We start from the raw sequence: 23,553 nt of genomic DNA on the forward strand, positions 1-23,553 counted from the left end.
CTTCCCGGGCAAAAATCGAGAATGTACGCAGTTCACCCCGAAGTTAACAGGGGTGCCGTCACTACCGTTGCGCGTAATCGTCAGATCGGCGCGCGGTACACCGATTTATGCAACAACGCCACCTTCGGCCGTCAGTACTCATTCTCGACCGACTACATCGGCGCGAACTACACGATGGGCAGCCAGACGCCCGCCGGCAACTACGCGTATCACATCAACGATCTCGACCAGTTGACGTCGAGCCGTATCAACAACGCAGTGAAGTTCAGCAGCGCGAACTTCGCGGGCCTCACGTTCGGCGCGATGTACGGCTTCTCGAACTCGACGCAGTTCGCCGGCACGCCGACCACGACGGGCACGGGCGGCGCGCAAGGCTCGTCGAGCACGTACAGCTTCGGCGCGAACTATGCGACGGGTCCGTTCGGCATCGGCGCGGCGTACACGAACATCCGCTTCCCGAACGGCGCGACGCCGGCGTTCAGCGTGAGCATCGCGAACGTCAACACGCTCGGCCTGCGCGACCTCGAAACCTTCGGCATCGGCGCGCGCTACGCGATCGCTTCCGGTCTCGTGTTCGCGAACTGGACGCACACGAAGTTCGAGCCGCTCACGGGCGAATCGTCGAAGCTGAACAACTATGAAATCGGCGGCCGCTGGGGCTTTACGCCCGCGCTGTCGGCTGGCCTCGGCTACACGTTCTCGAAGCTCGATGACCGCTTCGAAGGCAAGTGGCATCAGATCAACAGTTCGGTCGACTACGCGCTGTCCAAGCGCACCGATGTCTACCTGCTGGGGATCTATCAGAAGGCTTCGGGCAGCAACGTCGTGGCGGGCCGCAACGTGCCCGTGCAGGCTGAGATCGGCTCGTCTTCGTCGTTCATCGGCAATGCGGGTGCGAACACGCAGTTCGTGACGCGCGTCGGTCTGCGTCACCGCTTCTGATCGTGTGATGGTCGCCGCTGCGCCGAAGGCGCGCGGCCACATCAGCGCATCCAGTCTCCAATCGCGGTACCCTTACGGGTTTTGACCGACCCACAAAGGACCGCGATGTCTGCTTTTCCCTTCGACGCCGTGTTATTCGACTGCGACGGCGTGCTCGTCGATTCGGAAACGATCACCAACACCGTGCTGGCAGCAATGCTCGGCGAACTGGGCTGGTGTCTGACTGTCGACGAAGCGATGTCGATCTTCGTCGGCAAGACCGTGATGGACGAGGCGCCGCTGATCGAAGCGAAAACGGGCGTGCGTATCACGCCCGCCTGGCTCGAAACGTTTCGCGAGCGCCGCAACGCTGCGCTCGAACGTGAAGTGACGGCGATCGAAGGCATTGTCGAAACCGTCGCCGCGTTGCATACGCGGCTCGATGGACAGATCGCCGTCGCATCCGGCGCGGACCGCGTCAAGCTACGCTTGCAGCTCGCGAAAGCCGGCCTGCTCGACGACTTCGAAGGACGCATCTTCAGCGGGCAAGAGACGCCGCGCAACAAGCCGCACCCGGACGTTTATCTCGCCGCAGCCGCGGGACTCGGCGTCGATCCTTCGCGTTGCGCCGTGATCGAAGACACCGTGACGGGCGCCACGGCAGGCCGCGCGGCGGGCGCGACCGTGTTCGGCTACAGTCCCAGTGAAAAAGGCCATAGCTCGAAAGAAGCGTTGAGAGCCGTCGGCGTCGCCGACGTGTTCGAAGAGATGGCGCACTTGCCCGCACTGCTGGCGGGCTGGCAACGCTGAACGCCTTTGCGTCGACGCGTGCCCGCGTCGCGCACGGCAAGCTCAAAGCATTTCAGCTTCTTCGAGATTCGCGCCGAAAAAGAAACGGCTCAGCTCACGCGTCAGCTCGTTGAGGATCGCCATTTCCGGTTGCGTGATCTTGTGGACGGCCTGCACGTCGGTCCAGTCGCCGTAAGCGAGCGCGACCGTGGTGTCGTTGGCCTTCACGGGCAGCAGCACGAACGCCTGCGCATCGGCGAGATGCGCCTTGAACCAGTCCGGCAGACGCGCTTCCATACGCGGCTCGCGCGCGTTCTCGATGAAGATGCCGACGGGGTTCGCAATGGCCAGATGGAACACGTCGGGCTGGAATCCCGCGCCGAAATTGAGCGTCGGCAGCATGCGTTCCATGTCGGGGCCGAAACCGATGCGCGCGTGATAGCGCGCGTCGGCCTGGCGCACGAACACGAGCGTGCGCGACATCGACAGGCCCGCCAGAATGGTTTCGGAAGCGAGCGTCAGCACGGGCAAGAGCGCCTTGCTCGACGGCAGCGCGCGCAAGTCTTCGAGACCTGCCGAAAGACGTGCCTGCGCGGACTTCCCGGTGCGCACGATCGCATCGGCATGCGCGCGCAGTTCGGAAATCTCCTGCATCAGCCCTTCATTGCTTTCTTCGTCGATCAACGCGGCGCTCAGGGCGTCGAGCCTGCCCGCATCGATCCTCAGCGCGTCGCTATAGAGGCTCGCGAGTTCGGCGAGGCAGCGTTCCAGTTCGTCGCCCGGCGGCTGGGTGACAAGCAGGTTGGCCACTTCCGTCGAATAGCTGTTGACGGCCCGCAGCCAGCGCACATGCTCCGAGAGCGGCTCGTCCGATCCCGCGCCGATGGCCTGCATCCCCGCCGAGATCGTTTCCGGCAGGCGCCAGCGGCGCGCCGCCTCGCTGCCAATGTCCTCGAAGCTCACGCCGAGCAGTTGCGCGCACGCGTCGCTATCGTCGATCTGGTCGGTCGCCGCCGTGCGGCGCAGCCGGTCCCATTCGCTTTCCAGATAGAACGCCACCAGTAGCCTGCCCACCTGACGCATCAGCGCGCACACCACAGCTTCTTCCGCCACGCGCAGATCGACGCCTTCCGTGATGCGCCGCGCAACCGTTCCGCATAGCAGCGCGCGGTTCAGTTCGAGCTTCGCGTCGATCCGGTGCGGCGCGCTGTGATGAAAGTGATCGACGATCTTCATCCCGACCACGAGATGGCCGACGGTATCCATGCCGAGCACCATCAGCGCGCGGGTCACGGTGGTGATATTGCCGCCGAATGCGACATACATCGCCGAATTGGCGAGCCGCAGCACCTTTTGCGTGAGGCCGACATCCGAAAGCACGACCTGCACGAGCGACGTGAAGTCCAGATCGTCGTTATTCATCGCCGACACGGTGGTGCGCAGCGCCTGTGAGAGCATCGGGAAATCCCCGCGCTCGCTCATGCGCGCCCACAGTTTTTCCAGCAGTTCGGACTTGACGACGGGGGACATCTGATGGTGATGGAGAACAGATACGTTGAAAGACAACCACAGTACCCGTGATTAAAACACAACCCGTCGTCCATCATCGTGCCGGCAAGTCTCAGACAGCCTGCAAACCGTCGGCCTGTTGCGTGATTGCGCATCGATTGCGCATTATTTCGAAGTCTTTCCGTGTCTCCATTGCGCGACATTCCACCCTGGCCGGGCGCCACAAGCGGCTTTCAACGCCCTATGAGCCATCAGATATCGACGCCTGACGCGACGATCATCGCGCCCGCATTACCCGGAGGCGTGCCGTTCGCGCGCGGGCAGTAAACGGTTTCGCCTGCAGCGATCGTGCGGCCCGTCAGCACGCATTGTCCGGCCCGGCGCGCGATGTTCACGCGCCATGTCTGATAGCCGTAGTGACCCGTGCGCGCGTCGCACCATGAAACCGTCAGCGTCTGCGCGGTCGGCTTGTCGAGCACGCGCACGGTCGGCTGGCTTCGCCCGTCCCAGCATGCGGCCGAGCGCGGCCTGCGCCGCGCCTGGCGCGGTGGGCGCGGTGGGCGCGGGGTTTCGACGGGGTCCGGCGTGACGTCGAAGTTGCGGATCGCCACAACAGTCCGGCACCAGACATCGGCATGCTCTTCGATCCAAATGCGCTCTGACATGATTAATTCAACACGTGATGAATATCGAGATCGTAGCGTCGCCGGGCACGCGTGTCAAACGAATGTGCCGCGAGGCCCACTTCCGCCCCCGTCCGGGCGCTCGGTTAAACTCCCACCTGATCTGACGATCGGCAGGCTGATTCGAATGAAAGATGTGACGGCAACAGCAGAACCCCAAAAGGACAAGAAACGCGCGCGCGGACGCCCGGCGTCGAGCGCATCGGTTGGGCCGGACGCGATCCTGCGCAATGCGCGCAGGACTTTCGGCAAACGGGGATTCGAGGCAACGAGCGTGCGTGAGATCGCCCGCGACTCAGGCGTCGATGCGGCACTCGTCGCACATCATTTCGGGTCGAAAGAGACGTTATGGCTGGCCGTCGTCGAGCAGATCGCCGGGCAGATGGCGCCGATGATCGACGCAACGTCAGCGTTGCGGACCGCGCCGCTGGGCGCGAAAGCGCGCGTGGAAATGGCGGTGGCGAGATTCATCGACGAGGTGTTCGACGACCCCGACGTCGGCATTTTCTTTTCGACGGCGGCGACGGAAGAAGGCGAGCGGCTCAATGTGCTGATCGAGCGGCTGGTGCGCCCTTATCACGACGTGATGGTGCCGTTGTTCGCCGACGCGGCGCGGCAAGACGAACTGAAGGTCAAGGACGCGGAGCTGCTGTTTTTCATGCTGCTGAACGCGATCAGCAAGACGGTCGCGTACAGCCATCTGATGCTGGCGTTCTCGTCGCTGCCGCAGCATGAGAAGAAGTTCAAGCGCATGGTGCTGGAGACGGCGCTGGCCATGCTTGCCTAGTCGATCCGCGTGGCGGCGCGACGAAATTGACGCAGTGCGGATCGAAGCCAGCAGCGTTCAGACGGCGGCCGCGCGGCGCGCCTGATACAGTATTTCCCGTTCGAGCAGATCGAGCAGCGCGATGATCCGCTGCCGTTGCGTCGTCACCAGATCGTAGGTCTGCGCGAGTTTGCGCAGGCGCTTCGCCCAGTATTCGTAGTCGAGCTTTGACACGTCGTCCGTTTCGGTCCGGCGAACCACGTACTGAACCATTCTTTCCAGATGTTCCAGCTCCACGTCTGCCAGGCTCGCTGAGCGCAGCGTCCCGACACCCGTCGGCGCGTCCATTCTTGTTACCGCCATGTTGGCCCCCGATCTTCACCCGTAGCTGCCCGGCAGGCCGCGCTCGACTGTCCTCGGCGACAGCGGAGCGACGTCATCGCGCGCACGGTGCCGTCGATCTCCATGACGCACCGCCGCGCGACCTGTCCGGTTCTTTTCGAACAACGATAACCTCGCTTGGCGGCGAGGCTTTACCGTGCGTCTCAGTTGGGCGCGCGGGCGGTAGAAATCTGACGCGGCGTTACGTCAGCGCAGGCAGGAAAAGGTGTATCGCAAACGATTGCGCCAACTACGAAGTCCGCTCGACAGCGAACTTTCTATACGGCGCGAAGCGCGTATCGCCATGCAGCGCGGAGAAGACTTCGATCAGATGATCGGTGAAAAGCCGCACCTTCTGCGACGGCTGTGCGCCCTCTGGAAAAACGGCATGAATCGGCGCGGGCGGCAGGCGGTAGTCGTCCAGTACCGTGACCAGTTGTCCCGATCGCAGCTCCGGCTCGCAAAGCCATTGTTTCCCCACCGCAATTCCGAGGCCTTCGCGGGCGCAGGCAATCACGCCCTCCGCCGCGCCAACGAATATGCGCGCGCGGACCTTGATCGAGACGGGAATGCCGTCGTGCTCGAAGGTCCACGTTTCGTGCGACGGGCCCAACGGGCCTGTGACGATGTCGTGCGCGGCGAGGTCGTCCAGCGTGGCCGGGATGCCGCGCTCCTTCAGATAGGCGGGAGAAGCGACCAGCATGCGCGGCACCATGCCGATCTTGCGCGCGCCGAAGCCGGAATCCTCCAGCTCGCCGAAGCGGACGGCGAGGTCGGCGCCTTCGGCGATCAGATCCTGAATGCTGTCGGATGTCAGAAGCTCGATGCGCAACGCCGGATGCGCCTTCAGGAACACAGGCAGGCTCGGAATCACCGTGCGCACGCCGACGATGGCCGACGTCGCCACGCGCAGCACGCCGCTCAGGCCGCCGACATGCCGCGCTTCGTCGTCGGCCTCTTCGAGTTCGCGCAGCAGCTTGCGGGCTCTAAGCAGGAACGCTTTGCCTGCCTCCGTCGGCACGATGTTGCGCGTGCTTCGCAACAGCAGCGTCGTGCCGAGACGCGCTTCGAGCTCGGAAACGATCCGCGACACGGAAGGCTGAGACAGCCCGAGTTCGCGCGCCGTCGCGGAGAAGCTGCCCGTTTCGGCAGCGCGCACGAACACATGCAGTTCCTGGAATCGATCACTCATTTGCTTCACGAATAGGTGTTGTTCGCCGCGAGCCCGTAGTGCGGCACGCGCGGCTCGTACATGATGCCACCAACGGCCTGGCGGTTCAGTTCGACGGTTCGGACGCACTCCGCTGCTGGCGCACTCATTCAGGATCTGCAAAATGAACGATCGTATCTATCCAGCTCAAACCACGGCACTCGTGCTCATCGACGTGCTGAACGACTTTCTCGCCGATGACGGCAAGCTGCACGCGTCGATTGCACCCATGCTCGACAAGACAGGTTTCGTGGCGCACGTCGCGCAACTGCTCGAAGGCGCGCGCGCAGCGGGTGTGAAGATCATCTTCGCGCCGCACGGCACCGACGATCATAGTTTCGACGACATCAAGCATGTCCATCCGCGCATGCAATGGGCGCTCGCCAATGAGGTGCTGCGCAAAGGGACTTACGGTGCGGACTTCTACGCGCCGCTGCGTCCGCGTGAAGGCGAAATCGTGGTGAGTCATCACCGGATGTTCGACTCGTTCATCGGCACGGATCTGGAAGCGCAACTCCGGGCGAACGGCATCGAGAAGGTCGTGCTGGCCGGTCTGACATCGCAGACCTGCATCGAAGGCACCGGCCGTCATGCGCTTGAAGCCGGCTTTCACGTGACGTTCATCACCGACGCGGTCGCCGACTTTACGGAAGCGGCGCACGAGGCCGCGCTGTCGATCTCGTATCCGACGTTCGGCCACGACGCAATGACCGTTACCGAGTTTCTCGAAGCCGTCGATTCCGTCGCCGCGTGATTCGCGGCATGACAAACCGCGTTGCCACGACCGTGGCAGCACGTTCATCCGTTGCCCGATCGCGAATCCCGGACGGGCATCTCTCCACCAGGCGACATGTATTCGACAACCACCATGGAAGAAGTCACGATCGCAATCGTATTTCATAGCGGCTTCGGCCACACCGCGCGTCAGGCGCAGGCCGTCGGCGCCGGCGTCGCGCAAACGCCCGGCGCCAGGGCGTTGCTGCTGAGCGTCGAGCAGGCGCAAGACGAATGGGCCGCGCTCGAATCCGCCGACGCGATCGTCTTCGGCGCGCCGACGTATATGGGCAGCGCGTCGGCAGCGTTCAAATCGTTCATGGACGCAAGTTCCGGCGCGTTCTTCAAGAGCGCGTGGAAAGACAAGCTGGCGGCCGGCTTCACGAACTCCGCATCGCGATCGGGCGACAAGCTCGCGACGTTGATGCAGTTCGCAATCTTCGCTGCCCAGCACGGCATGCATTGGATCAGCCTCGGCTTGCCGCCCGGCAACAACAGCACGCGCGGCAGCGAACAGGACGCGAACCGGCTGGGCTTCTTTCTGGGCGCGGCCGCCCAGTCGAACGCCGACGAAGGCGCGGACGCCGCGCCGCCGCAAGCCGACCTGGACACGGCACGACACCTTGGCCAACGTGTCGCGCAAGCGGCCATTCAGTTTGCGCGCGGACGGGCCGCGTCGCGTGAATTCGAAACCTTGTCACACGAAGGAGAACCGTCTTGACGGCTTACATGATTTTCACGCGCGAAAGCACGCAGGACCAGGCGGCGCTCGACGCATACCGCTCGAAGGTGCGTGACACCTTCGACGGATACACGCACAAGGTGCTCGCCGCGAATGGCACGCAACAGGTGCTGGAAGGCGATCCAGCTGAAGCGACCGTCGTGCTCGAATTTCCGTCGCTCACGGCGGCCCGCGCCTGGTACGACAGCGATGCGTATCAGCAAGTCGCGCAGCACAGGCTCACAGGATCACGTCACCGTGTCGTGCTGATCGAAGGACTTTGAAACGGCAGCGCCGTCACTTCGCTGCAATGCAAAAAGCCAGTAACCCCGACGTCACCTCGTCGATGATCTGCTTCATCTCCGGATACGGCGGATGGAACGGCGTCGGATTGTCGGGGCTGCCCCATTCGATCGTATACGAGAACACCTTCGCCTTCTTCGCATCGACGATGTGACGGCTGAATGCATAGTCGTCGGACGTGCCCGCCGTCGGATACAGGCTCATCGACTGCTCCGTCTTGTAGACGCGGCCGCGCGAAGCCTTGATCGCGTCGCGCATTTCGTGCGCGAGATCGACGGCGATCTTCTTGTCCGCTGTCGCGATGTACTCGCGATACGCCTTGTCGTTGGCAATGCCGCGCTTGCCGTCGTACGCGGCATTCTGGAAGTTCATGTCGGGGTGACCGCTCTGGTTCTCGTCGTCGCCCCAGTTGTACAGAATGTCCTCCGAATAGCTGTGCAGATCGACGAAATAGCGGATGTTCGGGTAGGTGTCGAACATCCACACGGCGTTCTTCGTTTCCGGCTCCGATTCGGCGGCGGGACCGATATACACCTCGTAGTCGCAGGGATCGGTGGAATTGGCGATCGGACTTTCGGGATCGAAGTACTGCGGGAAATTCCACAGAAAATTGTAGTTGCGGTTGATATCGACGCCGCAGCATTGCGGCTTGCTATGCCCCGCAGGCGCGGGCCGGCGGTTCTTGCGCCACATCGACTCGGTCGACATGCTGTAGTGGCGGCCATCGGGATTCGCCTGCGGAAACACGTACAGGTCTTTGCTTTCGATCACATGCTTGATGTCCGCCGCCTTGAACGTACGGCTGCCGATCTTGATCGGTTTGTGCGTGGTGTACGCGTTGGCGAGCAGTTGCACGAAATGGATCAGGATATCCGGGCTTCCCCATTCGCGCGCGTGCACGCCGCCAAGGAAATAGATGCCGGGACGCCCCGCTGCGCTGCCTTTGCCGATTTTCAACGCGTGGCAGCTGCGCTTTTCCCAGGTTGGATGAGGCAGCTTGATCAGCTTCGTGAACGCATCATTGGGCGCATTGCTTGCGGCGGCAAGCGCCGCCTCGATTTGCGCAACATCGAGATAGCCGGTTCCCGCCGCGACGGATAACGCATCCAGCGCGTGCGGCGCGGCCAGTTGCGCGCGCGTCTCGGCCTGGCGCACCTTGCCTTGCGCTTCGGCGTCCTCCAGCCGTTCGACCTGGTAGCCGTCCGCTTCGAGCGCCTTGATCTGCGCATTGGTGGCGTGCGCGTCGACGCGATAGCCGCCGTGGACCTTCTCGATCGTATGGCGCGCGACCGTAACCTTATGCTTCGTCACGAGATCGGCCAATGCGGCCTGATCTTTTCCTGTGATGCGTGCGTGGTAGCGGGACATGTTCGTTCTCCGGTCAGACGGGCCGGTCCAGACGGTCCGGTCCTTCTAACCGAGAACGGCGGACGCGGCGGACATTTCAATCGTCCCGCCGCAGCCCTTGCGCTTCACTTCAGATCGACAGTCACGAAACTGCGTGCATGGTTACGCTGGATCAGCAGCGCCGCCTTCTTCCCCGCCTTCGCCGCGAGCGCCGCCAGTTCATCCTGCGATGCAACCAGCGTGCCGTTCAGCGACAACACCACATCGCCCGGCTTGATGCCGGCCGTGCCCGCCGTCCCCGACACGTCCTCGACCATCAGCCCTTCGGCGAGGCCCGTCGAGCGCCGTTCGTCGTCCGTCAGCGGATGCATGCTGAGGCCGAGATGATCCAGCGGCCCGACATCGCTCACGCCCGTGCTCGCGTATTGCGCCGATGGCGTCAGGTTAACCATGATCGTCATCTGCTTGCGATTACGAATCAGCTTCACAGGGACTTTCGTGCCCGACTGCGGCACCGCATCCTGATCGGTGAGATCCGCGCTGTGCTCGACGGGCTTGTCGCCGATCTGCACGATCACGTCGCCGGGCTTCAGCTTGCTCGTGGCGGCGGGACTGCCGGGCTCGACGGCAATCACCAGTACGCCCGCCGCGCGCGGCAGACCGAACGCGCCGGCAAGGCCCGGATCGACGTCCTGCACCTGCATGCCGAACGCACCGTGCGCGGCGTCTGCGTCCTGAGACTTTGACTGCGCCTGCAACTGCGCGCGCACCTTGTTTGCCATCGCGATCGGGATGGCAAAAGTCAGACTCTGGAAACGATCGCCGTCGGCGTAAACCTGCACGTGTATGCCGACCACTTCCCCCGCGCGATTGAACACCGGGCCGCCCGAGTTGTCGGGATTCAATGCGCCGTTGGTCTGGAAGAACGGAAACGTCGTGCCATCGGACAGCGTGCGGGACGTCGCGCTGACGATGCCCGCCGTCACCGTGTTCTGATAGCTATCCGGTGAGCCGATCGTCAGCACCTGTTCGCCGACGCGCACCCGCGTCGAATCGCCGAGCTTGACGACAGGCAGCTTCGTCGCTTCGATCTGGATCACGGCGACATCGCTTGGGCCATCGACGGCGACGACTTTTGCCTTGAACTCGCGCCGGTCAGTGAGGCGCACCGTCACGTCATCGGAGCCGTCGACGACATGGGCCGTCGTCAGAATCAAGCCGTTGGGGCTGACGATGAAGCCCGAGCCCACACCCGACATTGCACGCGGTGAGCTGCCCTGCCCGTCTTGCGACTGCGGCATGGCCTGCCGGAAGAACGCGAACAGCGGGTCGTCACCGTCGATCGCTTCGGAGCTCGCGCCCGAAGCGGGCGCCGGCGACGCAGCTGGCGCCGGCTGCGTTGCCACCGCCAGCGCCTTCTCCGGCAGGATCGCGCGGATGTTCACGACGGCGGGTCCGTAGCGCTCGACGATTGCCGGGAAGTCGAGCGGCGCGCTCGCATTCCCGGGCGCCATTCGCTTCTCTTTCACTGGCGCGGACGCAGGCGACGGCGCGGAAGCAGGCGCAACATGCGGTGCTATCGCTTCGGCGTTGGCGTAGGGGTATCCGGTGAGGCAGGCCGTTGTCACGGCGGTGCAAAACCAGGTGCGGAATAGAGTTGAGTGAAACACAGCGCACCTCCATGGCGTTAGTTATGCCTGGCACTGTGAAGACATTATTTAGCGCGTGGCGGCCGGCGACTGTGACATAGCACACCGAAGAGTTCGAAAAGAAAGAGAACCCATCCGGCCGACGCAAACCATATCGCATCGCAATCCAACCGCGAGCGCAGACGGATGCGATCGACCCTCGATGTCTGTCTGGGTGGATCGAAGTCGACGTGAGATTCAGTTGCATGTTTGCCCGCAATGGACAATCAGGGACGCGAACGGTTGACCCGTTCGTCCTGATTCATTTATAGAAAGCGGGCAGCAAAATTGCAGCGAGTACAAATCCTGGCGTGCGCCGATGGTGGCTCTGCCGGTACGCTGGTAGTCCGCGCTGATAGTTCGCGCTGGCAATTCGACAAGCGTTAGTCGCTACGCCGTCGTGACGCGATTACTGTCACGCAAAACGCGTCATCCATTTGTGTCAGTTGTGCGTCGATGATGCGGGCGGCCAAACGCTCGCGGCAGCGCATGTTCGAAAACGCTCATGTCCGCTGCTTCGCGTTTCGACTTCGAAAGTCGAGGCCGCCCGCCTGCGTGTTTCGTCAGCTACGCGCGCCCATCATGTCGACGCCGACAACGCCTGCGCGACGCCCTCCGCCGTCGCCGCCGACAGCGTCCATCCGTGCAGCGCCGGCTCGATCGAACGGATTTCGTCTGGCGTGACAGAGCGCCGCTCGAGCCCGCCTTCGCGCAGCAGCGCGTTGACCTTCAGCGCGGACTCATACTCCTTGCGCGCCGCGTAGAAGTGCAGGATGCCGCGCCGTTCGAGATCGAAGTCGATGCCTTCCCGCGCTGCAATGCCGAACAGATGTTCGCGCGCGGCAATGGCACGCCGCACCGTCTCGATCGTGTTCGCGCGGTAGTGCGGAATCTGCCGCGTGAACATCCAGCGCAGCCCCTTGATGATGGTGGCGCGGCTGTTCCAGACTTCGGCGTTGCTCGCCGACAGTTGTCCGCCGTTGGTAAACGAGGTTTCCATCGCCGCGTAGCGGTGACGCTCGAAGACGGTGACGCGATAGCCGCGTTGCGCGAGGGCGTTAGCGGTCGTGACGCCGGTGATCCCGGCGCCGATGATGGCGATTCGTGAGATGACATGGTCCAGTGTTCGTTGAGCATCGCCGGCCGCGCTTCGTGCTGCTGCCGGCGCCGATGCCCCATCTGTCCATGTACCTGAGCGTTTCGCCCGCGCGCCGCGAATGGCGTGGGCTCCCCTTCGGTGGGCGCGCGTGGCGCCGCTCTCCAGATGTTCCGGCTGCACGGTCCTTTTGCCTGAGAGTTTCCGGGGCGGTTGCTCCGTCGGCGTCGTCGCTGGGGACGATCTCTCCCGTGCTGCGTGGTGGAACAGTGCGACCTTACCGAAGCAAAAAGAACCGGGCAAGCCCCCAACTTCCGGGCAACGATCCACCGTGGGTTCAGTCCGCCGTCAGGTCGGCGCGCGGCGCAGCCGGGGAGAAACCTCTTCGGAAGTATTCGATCGTGAAGTCCACGAAGGTGCGCACTTTCGCCGACACATGGCGCCGGCCGGGATAGACGAGCGACAATTCCTTGAGACCGTTGGTCACCCGATACTCAGCAAGGACACGCAGCAACGCGCCGCTCGCAATGTCGCCGACGACGTAGTCCTCAGGCAGGATAGCGAGACCCATGTCGGCGAGTACCAGTTGCCGCAGCATGATCATGCTATTGACCCTGCACACGGAGTCGAGATTCAAGGTCTCCTCGCGACCGTCGGCGCTCGCGAATGACCACTCGGTTCCATGCATATCTCGCGAAGGCGCGAGGAAACTGTGCGATGCAAGCTGTTCGAGCGAGGTCGGCGCGCCGTGCCGTTCGATATAGCCGGTAGACGCGACCACGATGGGCCGCACCGACAGCACAGGACGCTTCACCAGCGTGCTGCCGTTCACCTGCCACGATGCGACGATGCCGACGTCGAACCCGTCTTCGACGAGATCGACGGACTGATGCAATAGCGTGACGTCCAGCTTCACCTTCGGATGACGTATCCGGTAGCGGTGCAGCAAAGGCGCTAGCGCCGCGAGTGAAAACGAGGCCGCCGCCGCGACCTTGAGCGTGCCCGTGGGCTCGCCCGCTTCTTCTGTCACGGCCGATTCCATCGAATCCAGCAGCTCCAGCAGTTGCTGGCACCCCCTTGCATAGGCGCGGCCCGCTTCCGTCAGCGAAACGCTACGCGTCGTGCGATTGACGAGGCGCGCATTGAGATGCGCCTCCAGCAGCGCCACATAGCGCGTCACAACAGCATTTGACAGATTGAGACTCGACGCAGCGCGACTGAAAGAGTTGTTCTCGGCGACTCTTAGGAATATTCGTATTGCCTGCAGCTTATTCAGCATGAGCAACAGAAATAAAACAGATTAGACATATATATCAACATTAAACTACCTTACCCCATTTAAAGCCGCAGTTTCAGCCAACATAAATACGATTATCACCCATGGAAACCCATCATGTAGCACCGTCACAACATATTATCAAACAAGCACCATTCACGACTTAAATATCGAGATGAATTTCATTTGAATATACATCGCCTTATCATTAAACATTAATTTTATTTCGAATTACTAAAAAATAGTTTTCAATTATTAAACATAACGAAACATCGACTTACCTCTATAGTTCGCCCTGCGTGATCGATGTGTGCCGTGAATTTGCAAAAGCTACGCACCGCGGCTATCTCGCACACGGAAGACAGCACATTCATTCAAGTCGTCAGGCTTAGTACGGAATACGAACATGAAAAAAACCACCTTGATTTTCGCGGCTGCTTCAGCGGCCTTTGCGGGTGCGGCGCACGCGCAGAGCAGCGTCACGCTTTATGGCCTCGTCGACGCGGGCCTGACTTACGTGAGCAACGAAGCCACGCGCAATTCGCCCATCACGCCGAATGGCTTGAATGACGGCAAGGCAGTGTTCGGCATGACAAGCGGCAATGTGCAGCAAAGCCGCTGGGGCATGCGCGGAGTGGAAGATCTGGGCGGCGGCCTGAAGGCCGTCTTCAACCTCGAAAGCGGGTTCAACGTGAACAATGGCAGTCTGGCCAATAACAATGCGTCCAATAACAGCCTGTTCAACCGCCAGGCGTACGTCGGACTGTCTGCTATCGATTACGGCACGCTGACCCTCGGCCGCCAGTACGACTCGGTCGTCGATTACCTGGGCCCGGTCTCCGCGGCCGGCACCTGGGGTGGCACGTACTTCGCGCACCGCGGCGATAACGACAACCTGAACAGCACGTTCAGCATCAGCAATTCGGTCAAGTATCAAAGCGTGAACTACGCTGGGGCTTCGTTCAACGCGCTGTACGGTTTCTCAAACTCGGCGAACGGCTTTGCGAACAACCGCGCGTATAGCGTCGGTGCTGGCTATGAGTACGCCGGTGTGCATTTCGCAGCTGCCTATCTGCAGATTCAGGGGCTGAATTCCAACAACAGCTCGGGCGCGATCCAGAACCTTCCGACCTTGGCGATGACAAACCTTCCGGGTCTTCAGAATCAGCGTACCTGGGGTCTTGGCTCGAATTATGAAATTGGACCGTTTACGCTCGGCGCGCTGTTCACACAGACCCGCTATCAGGACAACATCGGCGATTCTTCCGTGCGTTACAACAACCACGAAATCCACGCCCGCTATAGCGTCACGCCTGCGTTGAGCCTCGGCGCGGCTTACACGTACACGCAAGGCTTGCGCAGCACGCCGCGTACGTCTACGACGAGCAACAGCTCGGCTCACTGGAACCAGTTTGGCGTGCAGGCCGACTACGCGCTGTCGAAGCGCACCGACATCTACGCTGAAAGCGTCATGCAGATCGGTGCAGATAATCAGGTCGGCGCGAACGTGACGCAAGTCAACGGCACTTCGGAACCCTCCACGAGCAAGAGCCAATACGTCGTTTCGGCAGGTATCCGGCACCGCTTTTGATCGATTCACCAATCTTTAAGAGTCTTCTCTGGTCTCCGCCAGTTTTAACCGCCCCTTTCAGGGGCGGCTTTTTTCTTTTGGACAAGCAACCGATAACTGGATGAGGTATCTCGAAGATGAACGCAAACTTTAAAGAGCGCGGCGCGAAGTTGAGACTGACTCAGATCGTCGCTCGGTGTTGACGCTCACCGCATTCACCTGGGAACTCCCGCCGTCGTACGCAGCGACTGCCCCTGTGCCCGCGACGCAGGCTGACTGGCCACGCAACTTTGAAGCGAGTGGCGAGCATGTCGAGATGTATCAGCCGCAAATCGAGAAGTGGGACGGCAATCGCATCTCGGGGCGCGCTGCAGTTGCCGTCGGCAAGGCCAACGGAACGCCGACCTTCGGCGTCGCGCATTTCGCCGCCAATGCCTATATCGACAAGCCATCGGGACTGGTCCGTCTGACTGCTATCCAGATCAATAGCGTCGAAGTCCCAACCGATGCGAGCCTCGCTGACAGCGTTCGTCGATCGTTGCTCGCGCGGCTGCCGGAAACGGGCATGAGCGTGCCGCTCGACGAACTGCAGACGAGCTACGCGGCATCGCAAGAGCTGTCGCAAACGATGCGCATGCCGGTGAAAAACGACCCGCCACAAATCGTGTTCGCCACGCAGCCTACCGTGCTCGTGCTGGTCGACGGCGAGCCTGCGTGGCAAAACGTCGGACGCACGGGGTTCCAGCGCGCGCTGAACAGCCGCGCGCTGCTGATGCGTGAGGCCGACGGCACGCTGTATCTGCATGCGGCCGGCTACTGGTTCAACGCGCGCGATACGAACGGACCGTGGAGCGTGCTCGCAACGCCGTCGCAAACGCTGTCGAATGCCGCGAAGCAGTCGTCCGCAAGAAACGCCGCCGACCCGATGCTACCCGCCAGCGGCAAGCCAGCTGCACAGGCGCCCGCCCTGCTCGTCGCGACGCGTCCGGCAGAGCTGATCGTGACGGACGGTCCCGCGCAGTTGAAGCCCGTCGACGGCACGGGACTGCTGACCGTCACCAATACCGATCACGCCGTGTTCGTGAATCCCACGACGAACCAGTACTACGTGCTCGTGTCGGGGCGCTGGTTCCAGGCCACGACGACTAACGGCCCCTGGGCTTACGTTCCGGGCAATCAGCTTCCTGCAGACTTCGCGAAGATTTCTCCGAACGATCCGAAGGCCAATGTGCTGGTGTCCGTGCCGGGCACGCCTCAAGCGAGAGAAGCGGCGATTGCTGCCTCTATTCCGCAGACGGCCTCGGTATCCCGTCAGAAAGCCTCCACCACCGTTTCGTACGACGGCGCGCCGCGCTTCGAGCCGATCGCGGGCACGCCGCTGCGGTATGCGGTCAATACAGCAACGCCCGTGATCGAAGTCGACTCGACGCATTTCTACGCCGTAGCTAACGGCGTCTGGTTCGTCTCGATTTCGCCGATGGGCGGCTGGACCGTCGCGACCGACGTCCCGCCCGTGATCTACACGATTCCCATCAGCGCGCCGCTGCACTACGTGACGTATGTCCACATCTATTCGGTGACGCCGGATACCGTCGTCGTCGGCTATACGCCGGGGTATCTCGGGGTCGTCGTCGATGCGCAAGGCACGGTCGTCTACGGCACGGGTTATGTGTATCCGCCGTATGTCGGCGCGTATTACTACGGCTACCCGCAGACCTATGGATACGGCGCGAGTTTCGCGCTGGGCGCGGCAGAGGGCTTTGCGTTCGGCTTTGCAGCGGGAGCCATCTGGGGATGTGCGTCGCCTTACTGGGGACCGTATTGGGGCGGCGGATACTGGGGCGGCGGCTGGAACAACGTGAATATCAACCAGGCGAATTCCTACGGCCGCTGGGGCCAGGGCACCGTTACGCACACGGCAGGCTGGAATGCATGGACGGGTACGCAATGGCGCGGCACGGCGGGCTCGGGCTATAACCCCGTCACGGGCGCGCACTTTCAGGGCGCACGCGGGGCCGCGTTCAATCCGTATTCGGGCAACTATGCAGCCGGCCGGCAAGGCTCGTTCGCCAATCCCACCACCGGCCGAGAAGGCGCGGGTCGCGGCGGTATCGTCGGCAACCAGTACAGCGGCAACTATGCGGCTGGCCGTCAGGTCGCCGGCTACGACGCCCGCACGGGCCGCGCTGGCGCTGCTGAGTTCGGCGTTTCCGGCAATGCGCAGACGGGGCAATATCAGACCGCCAGCAAAGGCATCGTGACCAACCAGTCGCGAGGCAATGCCGTTGCCTGGAACAACGGCGACGTCTAGGCGGGACACGACGGAAATGTCTATCGTCGATCGGACGGCGGGTCGTGGGAACAGCACACGTCGAACGGCTGGCAATCGGCCCAACCGGACGGCAGGGTCGGCAGCGATCTCGACCAGCAGCGTGACGCGCGCACGACGGGCGAGCAGCGCTTCAGCCAGCATGCCGGCGGATTCGGCGGAGGCGACGGATTTGGCGGCCAGCACTTCGGCGGATTTGGCGGGGGTAACGGATTCAGCGGCGCGCATTTCGGCGGCGGGGGATTCCACGGCGGGCGGCGCTGAGGGTACGCGGCGGCATTTCGGCGCTGCGGTGTTTCTGCGCTTCGGGCGTGGGCGCGCACAAAACGCGCCTCGCCCGTTGCGTCAGCAGTCGGGACATAGCTCATGCAGTGCTGCATGATAGAGTTTGCTGAACGCGTCACCGTCGGGCGTATCTTCGTGGACACGCCCGCTCCCAGCACCTGATCCGTCATTGCGAGGCCGAGCATGGAGACGAAACTGACCGCCCACCTGCCCACCGTCGATATAGAAATTACGCGACGCAAACTGCCCGACCGCAATGCGGAGAGCGTCGCGATTCACATTACCGCCGTACCATCGGTCGAAGCCGCCGCGCGGTGGTTTCTGCAACCGGATCTTTTCTCGCTCGCGTCGCCGCTGTCGATGTTCTCGATGTGGTCGATGTGGATGCGGGCGTGGCAGCCGTGGGTCCCGTCGATTGCTGCGCCCGCTCAGCCATCTCAGGAGCCTGAGAAGCGGCTCACGGATGACGCGGCATCCGCGCCGCGTGGTTGAGCTATCGCGCGTCGCCGCGCGCGTGACGCGGCATTGGCGGATTCCACGCGAGGAGGATCGAACATGCGCGCAATGGTTTTCGACGGATCGCGTCCCACGCTGTCCGAACGCGAGTTGCCCCAGCGAGCGCCATCAGCGGGAGAGTTGCTGATCGACGTGCTGGCATGCGGCGTGTGCCGGACCGATCTGCATGTCGTGGATGGCGAATTGAGCGAGCCGAAACGGCCTGTGATTCCGGGGCATGAAATCGTCGGCCGGGTCGCGGCGCGCGGCGCGGACGTAACGGCATTCGATATCGGCGATCGTGTCGGCGTGCCGTGGCTTGGCAGCACGTGCGGCGTCTGTCCGTATTGTGCGAGCGGCCGCGAGAACCTCTGCGACGCGCCCGGTTTCACCGGCTATACGATCGACGGCGGCTACGCCGAACAGGTGATCGCCGATCACCGTTATTGCCTGCCGTTGCCCGAGCGCTACGACGACGCGCAGGCTGCGCCGCTGCTGTGCGCCGGTCTCATCGGCTACAGGACGCTCAGCATGGCAGGCGACGCGAAGCGCATCGGCATTTATGGCTTCGGCGCGGCGGCGCACATCGTCGCGCAGGTCGCGCGTCACCAGGGCCGCACGGTGTACGCGTTCACGCGACCCGGCGACGACACCGCGCAACAACTCGCGCGTAGGCTCGGCGCGACATGGGCAGGCGGCAGCGATGACGCGCCGCCCGAACCGCTCGATGCCGCGCTGATCTTCGCGCCCGTTGGCGCGCTCGTGCCGGCTGCGCTGAAGGCGGTCGTCAAGGGCGGTATCGTCGTGTGCGGCGGCATTCACATGAGCGACATTCCCGCGTTTCCGTATGCGTTTTTGTGGGGTGAACGCCGCGTCGTATCGGTTGCGAACCTGACGAGAGCCGATGGCGCAGCGTTCATGAAGATCGCCGGCGACACGCAGCTCGATATCGAAGTGACGCGCTATCCGCTCGCTGACGCAAACCGCGCGCTCGACGATCTACGCAGCGGGCGGCTGTCGGGCGCGGCGGTGTTGATGATGCGCTGAGTGCGGCGGGTTCGAACGCCGTCAGAAGATCGACCGCCCTGTGTAGGTGGTCAACCACGCTAAAGCCAGCACGATGGCGCTATGCCAATAGATACTACGTAGCTCGACCATAAGAACGACATCGACTTATGGAAAAGCCACGTGTGTTCAGCTACTTACGGTTCTCCAGCCCAGGCCAGGCCAGGCAGCGGAACATCTGTTGCGCGACAGACTGAGCCTGCCGTTCTGTATGCCGCTGACCACGGCTTCACGCTCGACGCCAGCCTAAGTTTGAGAGACGAAGGGCTTAGTGCCTACCACCAGAAACACGTGACGACGGGCGCGCTCGGGCTTTTTCTGCGAGCCGTCGAGGACGCCAAGGTTCCACCCGGAAGCGTGCTTATCGTTGAGGGCCTGGATCGCCTGAGCCGGGCCGAGCCGATCCTCGCACAAGGCCAGCTTTCGGCCATTCTCGGAGCGGGAATCCGGGTTGTGCCCGCCGCGGACGGCCGCGAGTACAGCCGTGAGATCCTGAAGAAAGATCCAATGGGGCTCGTGTACAGCCTGCTCACCATGATTCGGGCGCACGAGGAATCCGAGACAAAGTCAAAGCGGGTCAAGGCGGCGATTGTAGCTCGGTGCAAGCAATGGCTCGCCGGCACCTATCGCGGGTCCATAGGCGCACCGCAGACTGACCCCGCATGGGTCTCGCACACCTGACGGCTTCACTCTTCACCCCGAACGAGCCGCCGCCGTCGAACTCACGCTGTGACGACGACAAACTCTCTGCCAAGCACACTATGAGGGACGCTTCAAACACGAGCGCGTTATCGTGCCACGTATCCCTCGACGACCCTGCGAAATGGCTTATACGTCAGCGAATGCGCGCACGGTCCAACAGTTCTTCCAGATAACTTCTCGCTAGCCTTGCATTGAGCGCTACCTTGTCCACCAGGTCCACGCGCTCGAAGTAGGTCAATTTACTTTTGCCGGCGACACGCGTAATCACTGGCACGAAGTCATTCGGATAATCCAGCAGTCGAAGGATATCAACCTCAGACGCGCGTCTCAGATCGGCGATGCGTATGGGTTGTTGCAGCATGGCATCGCCAAACCGTCGGCGCAGCCTTTCCGCGGTGAGATCCACCTTGGTTGCCCGTTCATTAATGTGATTGCCTATCGTGTCTTTGAACGCACGAGCCCACTCAACCACCAGTTGGTCGATCCCGACTGCCATGTCGTCGTTTATCAAGTGTCGGCCCTGCATCGATGTCAAAAACGTGCTCGTCGCGATCACTGGTGGCTCGAGCGTCGTGAGAATCGCGTTGATGGAGAGTTGACCGACGAAGCGTTCGTCGCGGAGGACAGAAGAATCATGCACCGCCGCAGTGGATTGTTCCGGGTTGTCGGTTGGCCGTGAATCGACCACCAGAATGCGCTGCACATGGGTGAAACAGCTGGCAAGCGCTGCAATCAGGTAAAGACGCGTCGACCACCAACTCGTGGCGAGGTCGATTTTCAAGGCGCGCCCGATGTCGCCCGCGGCGATGATCGCATTCTTGATGCCTTCTGCAGCCGAACTGTCGCTCGCCACTCCCGCCTCCGAGGGAAGCAACTGCGCTTCTTCCAGATTGAGCTGACGCGTGAGTCCCGCCATCGTCACCGCTGTGCCGACACGCGCTTCCAGGTCTGTCGGCGTGGTGAACCACGAGACGATCCGTTCCAGTTGGAGCTTCTCCCGGAGGGCCCGAATCTTTTTGGTGTTCGGCTGCGCTTGCGGCCGCGCGGCATCGAAGCCATCGATCAATTGCGGCGGCCACGGATATTGCTCGTCGAGCAGAAAAGCCATGACCGGGATTTCGCGCTCCAATGCGCGGAGATACTCGAAGTGCGTAATCGACGTCTCACCGTCCGCGATCGAGTCGGCAGAGGGCACGTTGTCCGTTTTATTGCCCTTGCGTTTGGACCCCGCACCCGGGACGTAACCGTAGCGCCACCCGAATAGCCCCACATAGGCATCGCTGCGGTCTACCATTTCCAGGACCTTGTTGAGCGGCGTGGAAGCTGCCGCGACCAGGTCCTCCATCGCGAGCACCTCGTGGCCGAGCTGTCTCAGGACGCGGATCGCCGCGGCGCGATGTTCTTTCAGATCCTCGAACGAGGACGACACGAAGATGCGCACAGTCCCTCCGTCTGCCTGCTCCCCGCCGCTTGTCTCCTAAAGGCGACGGCCTTTTGCAAGGGTAGGAGAAATATCTGTTCCGCGCTTGTCGACAATCGGCGCGGCGCTCCAATTGGAGCCAAAGGTGGTTGATTCAGATCATTGACCGTGTGCCCAGCGTACGATTTGTTCCGCTTTCTGACGGCACGCAAGCTTACTGTCAGATTGTGCATGCGGGTGGACCTGGCGCCAAGCGTGCCTATCAAATCTTCCCGCCGAGGCGGCGCAGGAAATTCTGGCTGGGTTGCATATTCGCGTTCGCCTGCACGCGCAACCGTGTCTCAAGGCGAAGGTCCGTTACCTGCCCTGAACGGTCTTCCAAATGATCGTGCAAGGACGAGAACAAACGGCTGGAATGGGCCGCGTCCAGAAATTCATCGCCGACCGGCACCCTGCGACTCAGCAATGGAGCAGGCTTGACACGCCTTCCCCCTTTGCTGCGCGGGCGCGCGTCCCGTTTCGGCTGGGTTTGTCAAGGCGAACCTCGCCAGATCAACTTAATCGTGGCAAAAACACAAACCGCATTTTTTGCTCAGAATAGTCCGCAAACGATTGCTTATACTCTCTGCATCTCGTTGTCCGAAGCGCATGGTATGCCGCAGGAATGGCTCGAATATCTTCAGCGACTTAGCTGGAACTCCCCGATGGCTTCGGCGTTGGCGTCAAGCGCGATCGGTTCCGTCATCACGCTCGCATGGATCTCTGCAAGAGGTGTCTGGGAACACAGGTCCCAACGACGCGATACTGCGCTAGAACTGGCGCTGTCGCTGGAGAGCTATGCCCGAACATGCCGGACGATGATGCATAAAGCCGCTTGGGCGGCGGCGGTGCCGACCGGCTCGATGAGCCGTGAAGTGACCAGGAACGTGTCCGTCGCAGCCTTTGCCTATCCAGACAAGCTTCGATGGAACGTCCTGAGCCGCAAAGTCGTTTCTGAACTCCGCGAATATCCGGCCACGGTGCACGCCACTCGCGAGTATGTAGAAGCATTCCGGGAATTCGGTGAGCCCATCGACCTTTGCAGTCTGGTTGAATACGAATGTGCAAAGGCTGCAATGACTGCGTTAGCACTTGCCCGGACCACGCGTCGACGGCACGGCGCCGCAAGGTGGAAACCCGGCGCCAAAAATTCAGCCATGGAGCGTGAACTGTCTGACTTCATCGAGACCGCTGAGGAAGAACGCAAGGCGTTGCTCCAGCGTCGAGCGGAGTCTGTGATTAGTCGGCGAGCTGACACACAGGGATTCAAAGAGGCACTAAGAGGCGTTAACAAAATGAGTTCTTCAGTTTTCGCCAACAGATTATGCAGCAGGCGAGTTTCATGAAGGCTTCGTGGATAAATGCAAGACGTTCGAAGCGGATGCGCAGTCTTCGGAAGTTGTGAAGCCACGAGATGGTTCGCTCGACGACCCAGCGGGTTTTACCAAGGCCGCTGCCATGAGGCTGGCCACGTCGGGCGATTTCAGTGGCGATGCCGGCTGCATGTAGCGGGCGCCGGTATTTGTCGTGATCATATCCCCGGTCACCCTGAACGATGCGGGGCTTCGAGAGCGGCCGACCGCGCTTTCCAGCGATGGGCGGGATGGCGTCAACCAAGGCGTGAAGCTGGGTGACATCGTGGCGGTTGGCGCCGGTGAGAATTACCGCGAGCGGGATGCCCTGCGCTTCGGTAATGAGGTGATGTTTTGAACCAGGTCGCGCGCGGTCGGTGGGATTGGGTCCCGTTTTTGACCTGCGCCCACCGCGCGGATGGAGGAGGAATCGACAACGACGCGGGACCAGTCAATCTGTTCGGCCTCACGCAACCTGGCGAGCAAGACTTCGTGCAGCCGGTCCCAGACACCGGCGGTCTGCCAGTCGCGTAGACGGCGCCAGCAACTCATGCCACTGCCGCAACCCATCTCGCGCGGCAGCAGGTCCCAGCGCAGGCCTGTCTGCAGGATGAACAGGATGCCGGTAAGCATGGCCCGGTCATCCAGTGGTTTGCGTCCGGGATACCGTGAACGGCGAGGTTTGGGTGGGGGCAGCAAGGGTTCAATGAGTGCCCACAACTCATCATCGAGTATCGGTTTGGCCATGGCCTCCTCGTCATCGAAACAATGTTGAGGTTAACAGCAATCGTTGGAAGTTAACAGACCCAAGCAATCATTTTGTTAAGGGTTC

22 protein-coding genes, 2 pseudogenes and 1 riboswitch are annotated in these 23,553 nt (G+C 62.0%); of the genes and pseudogenes, 12 read left to right on the top strand and 12 right to left on the bottom strand.

The features are described from left to right. Both SB822_RS10185 and SB822_RS10190 read left to right on the top strand, forming a co-directional pair. The coding region (locus SB822_RS10185) for a porin (protein ID WP_410854578.1) at positions 1-942 on the top strand (942 nt) is incomplete at its 5' end. 105 nt (positions 943-1,047) lie between these two features. Then, on the top strand, positions 1,048-1,731 hold the full coding sequence (locus tag SB822_RS10190) for an HAD family hydrolase (RefSeq protein WP_007732610.1): 684 nt from the start codon (positions 1,048-1,050) through the stop codon (positions 1,729-1,731). A 42-nt stretch (positions 1,732-1,773) separates the two neighbouring features. Here SB822_RS10190 and SB822_RS10195 read toward each other — a convergent pair whose 3' ends face one another. Continuing rightward, on the bottom strand, positions 1,774-3,240 hold the full coding sequence (locus tag SB822_RS10195) for an HDOD domain-containing protein (protein ID WP_007579359.1): 1,467 nt from the start codon (positions 3,238-3,240) through the stop codon (positions 1,774-1,776). A gap of 230 nt (positions 3,241-3,470) precedes the next feature. Beyond that, positions 3,471-3,884 (bottom strand): DUF3331 domain-containing protein, encoded by a 414-nt coding sequence (locus SB822_RS10200; RefSeq protein ID WP_410854579.1) that lies wholly within the window; start codon positions 3,882-3,884, stop codon positions 3,471-3,473. Positions 3,885-4,029: 145 nt separating this feature from the next. On the opposite strand from SB822_RS10200, the gene SB822_RS10205 reads away from it, so the two are divergent. Next, positions 4,030-4,689, top strand: coding sequence for a TetR/AcrR family transcriptional regulator (locus tag SB822_RS10205; protein WP_007579356.1), 660 nt, complete (start codon positions 4,030-4,032; stop codon positions 4,687-4,689). 57 nt (positions 4,690-4,746) lie between these two features. On the opposite strand, the gene SB822_RS10210 is transcribed toward SB822_RS10205, so the two are convergent. The 3 genes from SB822_RS10210 to SB822_RS10220 all read right to left on the bottom strand — a co-directional run bounded on the left by SB822_RS10210 (position 4,747) and on the right by SB822_RS10220 (position 6,369). Next, complete coding sequence (locus SB822_RS10210; RefSeq protein WP_410854580.1) at positions 4,747-5,031, bottom strand: hypothetical protein; 285 nt, start codon at positions 5,029-5,031, stop codon at positions 4,747-4,749. A gap of 268 nt (positions 5,032-5,299) precedes the next feature. Further along, the gene (locus tag SB822_RS10215; protein WP_079493621.1) at positions 5,300-6,241 is read right to left on the bottom strand and encodes a LysR family transcriptional regulator; all 942 of its coding nucleotides are present in this window, start codon (positions 6,239-6,241) and stop codon (positions 5,300-5,302) included. Between the two features lie 5 nt (positions 6,242-6,246). Then, positions 6,247-6,369, bottom strand: coding sequence for a hypothetical protein (locus SB822_RS10220; RefSeq protein WP_256211283.1), 123 nt, complete (start codon positions 6,367-6,369; stop codon positions 6,247-6,249). A gap of 14 nt (positions 6,370-6,383) precedes the next feature. On the opposite strand from SB822_RS10220, the gene SB822_RS10225 reads away from it, so the two are divergent. The 3 genes from SB822_RS10225 (at position 6,384) to SB822_RS10235 (ending at position 8,038) form a co-directional block, all read left to right on the top strand. Next, a complete protein-coding gene (locus SB822_RS10225; RefSeq protein ID WP_410854581.1) occupies positions 6,384-7,013 on the top strand; it encodes a cysteine hydrolase family protein in 630 nt (209 codons plus the stop codon). A 114-nt stretch (positions 7,014-7,127) separates the two neighbouring features. Continuing rightward, a complete protein-coding gene (locus tag SB822_RS10230; protein ID WP_410854704.1) occupies positions 7,128-7,754 on the top strand; it encodes a flavodoxin family protein in 627 nt (208 codons plus the stop codon). Next, positions 7,751-8,038 (top strand): DUF1330 domain-containing protein, encoded by a 288-nt coding sequence (locus tag SB822_RS10235; RefSeq protein ID WP_410854582.1) that lies wholly within the window; start codon positions 7,751-7,753, stop codon positions 8,036-8,038. Before SB822_RS10230 ends, SB822_RS10235 begins: the two co-directional genes overlap by 4 nt. A gap of 13 nt (positions 8,039-8,051) precedes the next feature. On the opposite strand, the gene SB822_RS10240 is transcribed toward SB822_RS10235, so the two are convergent. The 4 genes and pseudogenes from SB822_RS10240 to SB822_RS10255 form a co-directional block, all read right to left on the bottom strand. Beyond that, a complete protein-coding gene (locus SB822_RS10240) occupies positions 8,052-9,425 on the bottom strand; it encodes a M14 family metallopeptidase (RefSeq protein WP_410854583.1) in 1,374 nt (457 codons plus the stop codon). A gap of 104 nt (positions 9,426-9,529) precedes the next feature. After that, positions 9,530-11,074: a trypsin-like peptidase domain-containing protein gene (locus SB822_RS10245; RefSeq protein ID WP_039900097.1), complete on the bottom strand. Its 1,545-nt coding sequence runs from the start codon at positions 11,072-11,074 to the stop codon at positions 9,530-9,532. Between the two features lie 658 nt (positions 11,075-11,732). Next, positions 11,733-12,203 (bottom strand): annotated as a pseudogene (locus tag SB822_RS10250) (FAD-dependent oxidoreductase); the annotation flags it as partial. Between the two features lie 157 nt (positions 12,204-12,360). After that, a riboswitch (glycine riboswitch) is annotated at positions 12,361-12,450 on the bottom strand. Positions 12,451-12,525: 75 nt separating this feature from the next. Next, positions 12,526-13,467, bottom strand: a complete 942-nt coding sequence (locus SB822_RS10255; protein WP_114223406.1) for a LysR family transcriptional regulator — start codon at positions 13,465-13,467, stop codon at positions 12,526-12,528. Positions 13,468-13,870: 403 nt separating this feature from the next. Between SB822_RS10255 and SB822_RS10260 the strand changes: the two genes are divergently transcribed. From SB822_RS10260 to SB822_RS10280, 5 genes and pseudogenes are all read left to right on the top strand, one after another. Beyond that, on the top strand, positions 13,871-15,055 hold the full coding sequence (locus SB822_RS10260) for a porin (RefSeq protein WP_410854584.1): 1,185 nt from the start codon (positions 13,871-13,873) through the stop codon (positions 15,053-15,055). A gap of 175 nt (positions 15,056-15,230) precedes the next feature. Further along, a pseudogene (locus SB822_RS10265) lies at positions 15,231-17,627 on the top strand (carbohydrate-binding family V/XII). A 204-nt stretch (positions 17,628-17,831) separates the two neighbouring features. Beyond that, positions 17,832-18,140, top strand: a complete 309-nt coding sequence (locus tag SB822_RS10270) for a hypothetical protein (protein WP_007579341.1) — start codon at positions 17,832-17,834, stop codon at positions 18,138-18,140. Positions 18,141-18,203: 63 nt separating this feature from the next. Next, positions 18,204-19,190 (top strand): zinc-dependent alcohol dehydrogenase family protein, encoded by a 987-nt coding sequence (locus tag SB822_RS10275; RefSeq protein WP_410854585.1) that lies wholly within the window; start codon positions 18,204-18,206, stop codon positions 19,188-19,190. 141 nt (positions 19,191-19,331) lie between these two features. After that, complete coding sequence (locus SB822_RS10280) at positions 19,332-19,889, top strand: recombinase family protein (protein WP_410854586.1); 558 nt, start codon at positions 19,332-19,334, stop codon at positions 19,887-19,889. A gap of 154 nt (positions 19,890-20,043) precedes the next feature. Here the strand turns inward: SB822_RS10280 and SB822_RS10285 are convergent, their stop codons facing one another. Continuing rightward, entirely contained in the window at positions 20,044-21,351 is a 1,308-nt protein-coding gene (locus SB822_RS10285; RefSeq protein ID WP_410854587.1) for a DUF4062 domain-containing protein, read from the bottom strand. Between the two features lie 241 nt (positions 21,352-21,592). Continuing rightward, positions 21,593-21,781, bottom strand: a complete 189-nt coding sequence (locus tag SB822_RS10290) for a hypothetical protein (RefSeq protein WP_086914307.1) — start codon at positions 21,779-21,781, stop codon at positions 21,593-21,595. A 25-nt stretch (positions 21,782-21,806) separates the two neighbouring features. Here SB822_RS10290 and SB822_RS10295 point away from each other — a divergent pair, with 25 nt between their 5' ends. After that, entirely contained in the window at positions 21,807-22,715 is a 909-nt protein-coding gene (locus SB822_RS10295; protein WP_410854588.1) for a hypothetical protein, read from the top strand. Here the strand turns inward: SB822_RS10295 and SB822_RS10300 are convergent. Further along, a protein-coding gene (locus SB822_RS10300; RefSeq protein WP_094297401.1) for an IS5 family transposase occupies positions 22,657-23,468 on the bottom strand; the annotation gives its coding sequence in 2 pieces (ribosomal slippage) (positions 22,657-23,120 and positions 23,120-23,468; 813 coding nt in all). The two genes, SB822_RS10295 and SB822_RS10300, sit on opposite strands and share 59 nt — an antisense overlap. Positions 23,469-23,553: the final 85 nt, after the last annotated feature.

It is taken from the genome of Paraburkholderia sp. SIMBA_054, from assembly GCF_046534875.1.
Lineage (GTDB): Bacteria > Pseudomonadota > Gammaproteobacteria > Burkholderiales > Burkholderiaceae > Paraburkholderia > Paraburkholderia hospita.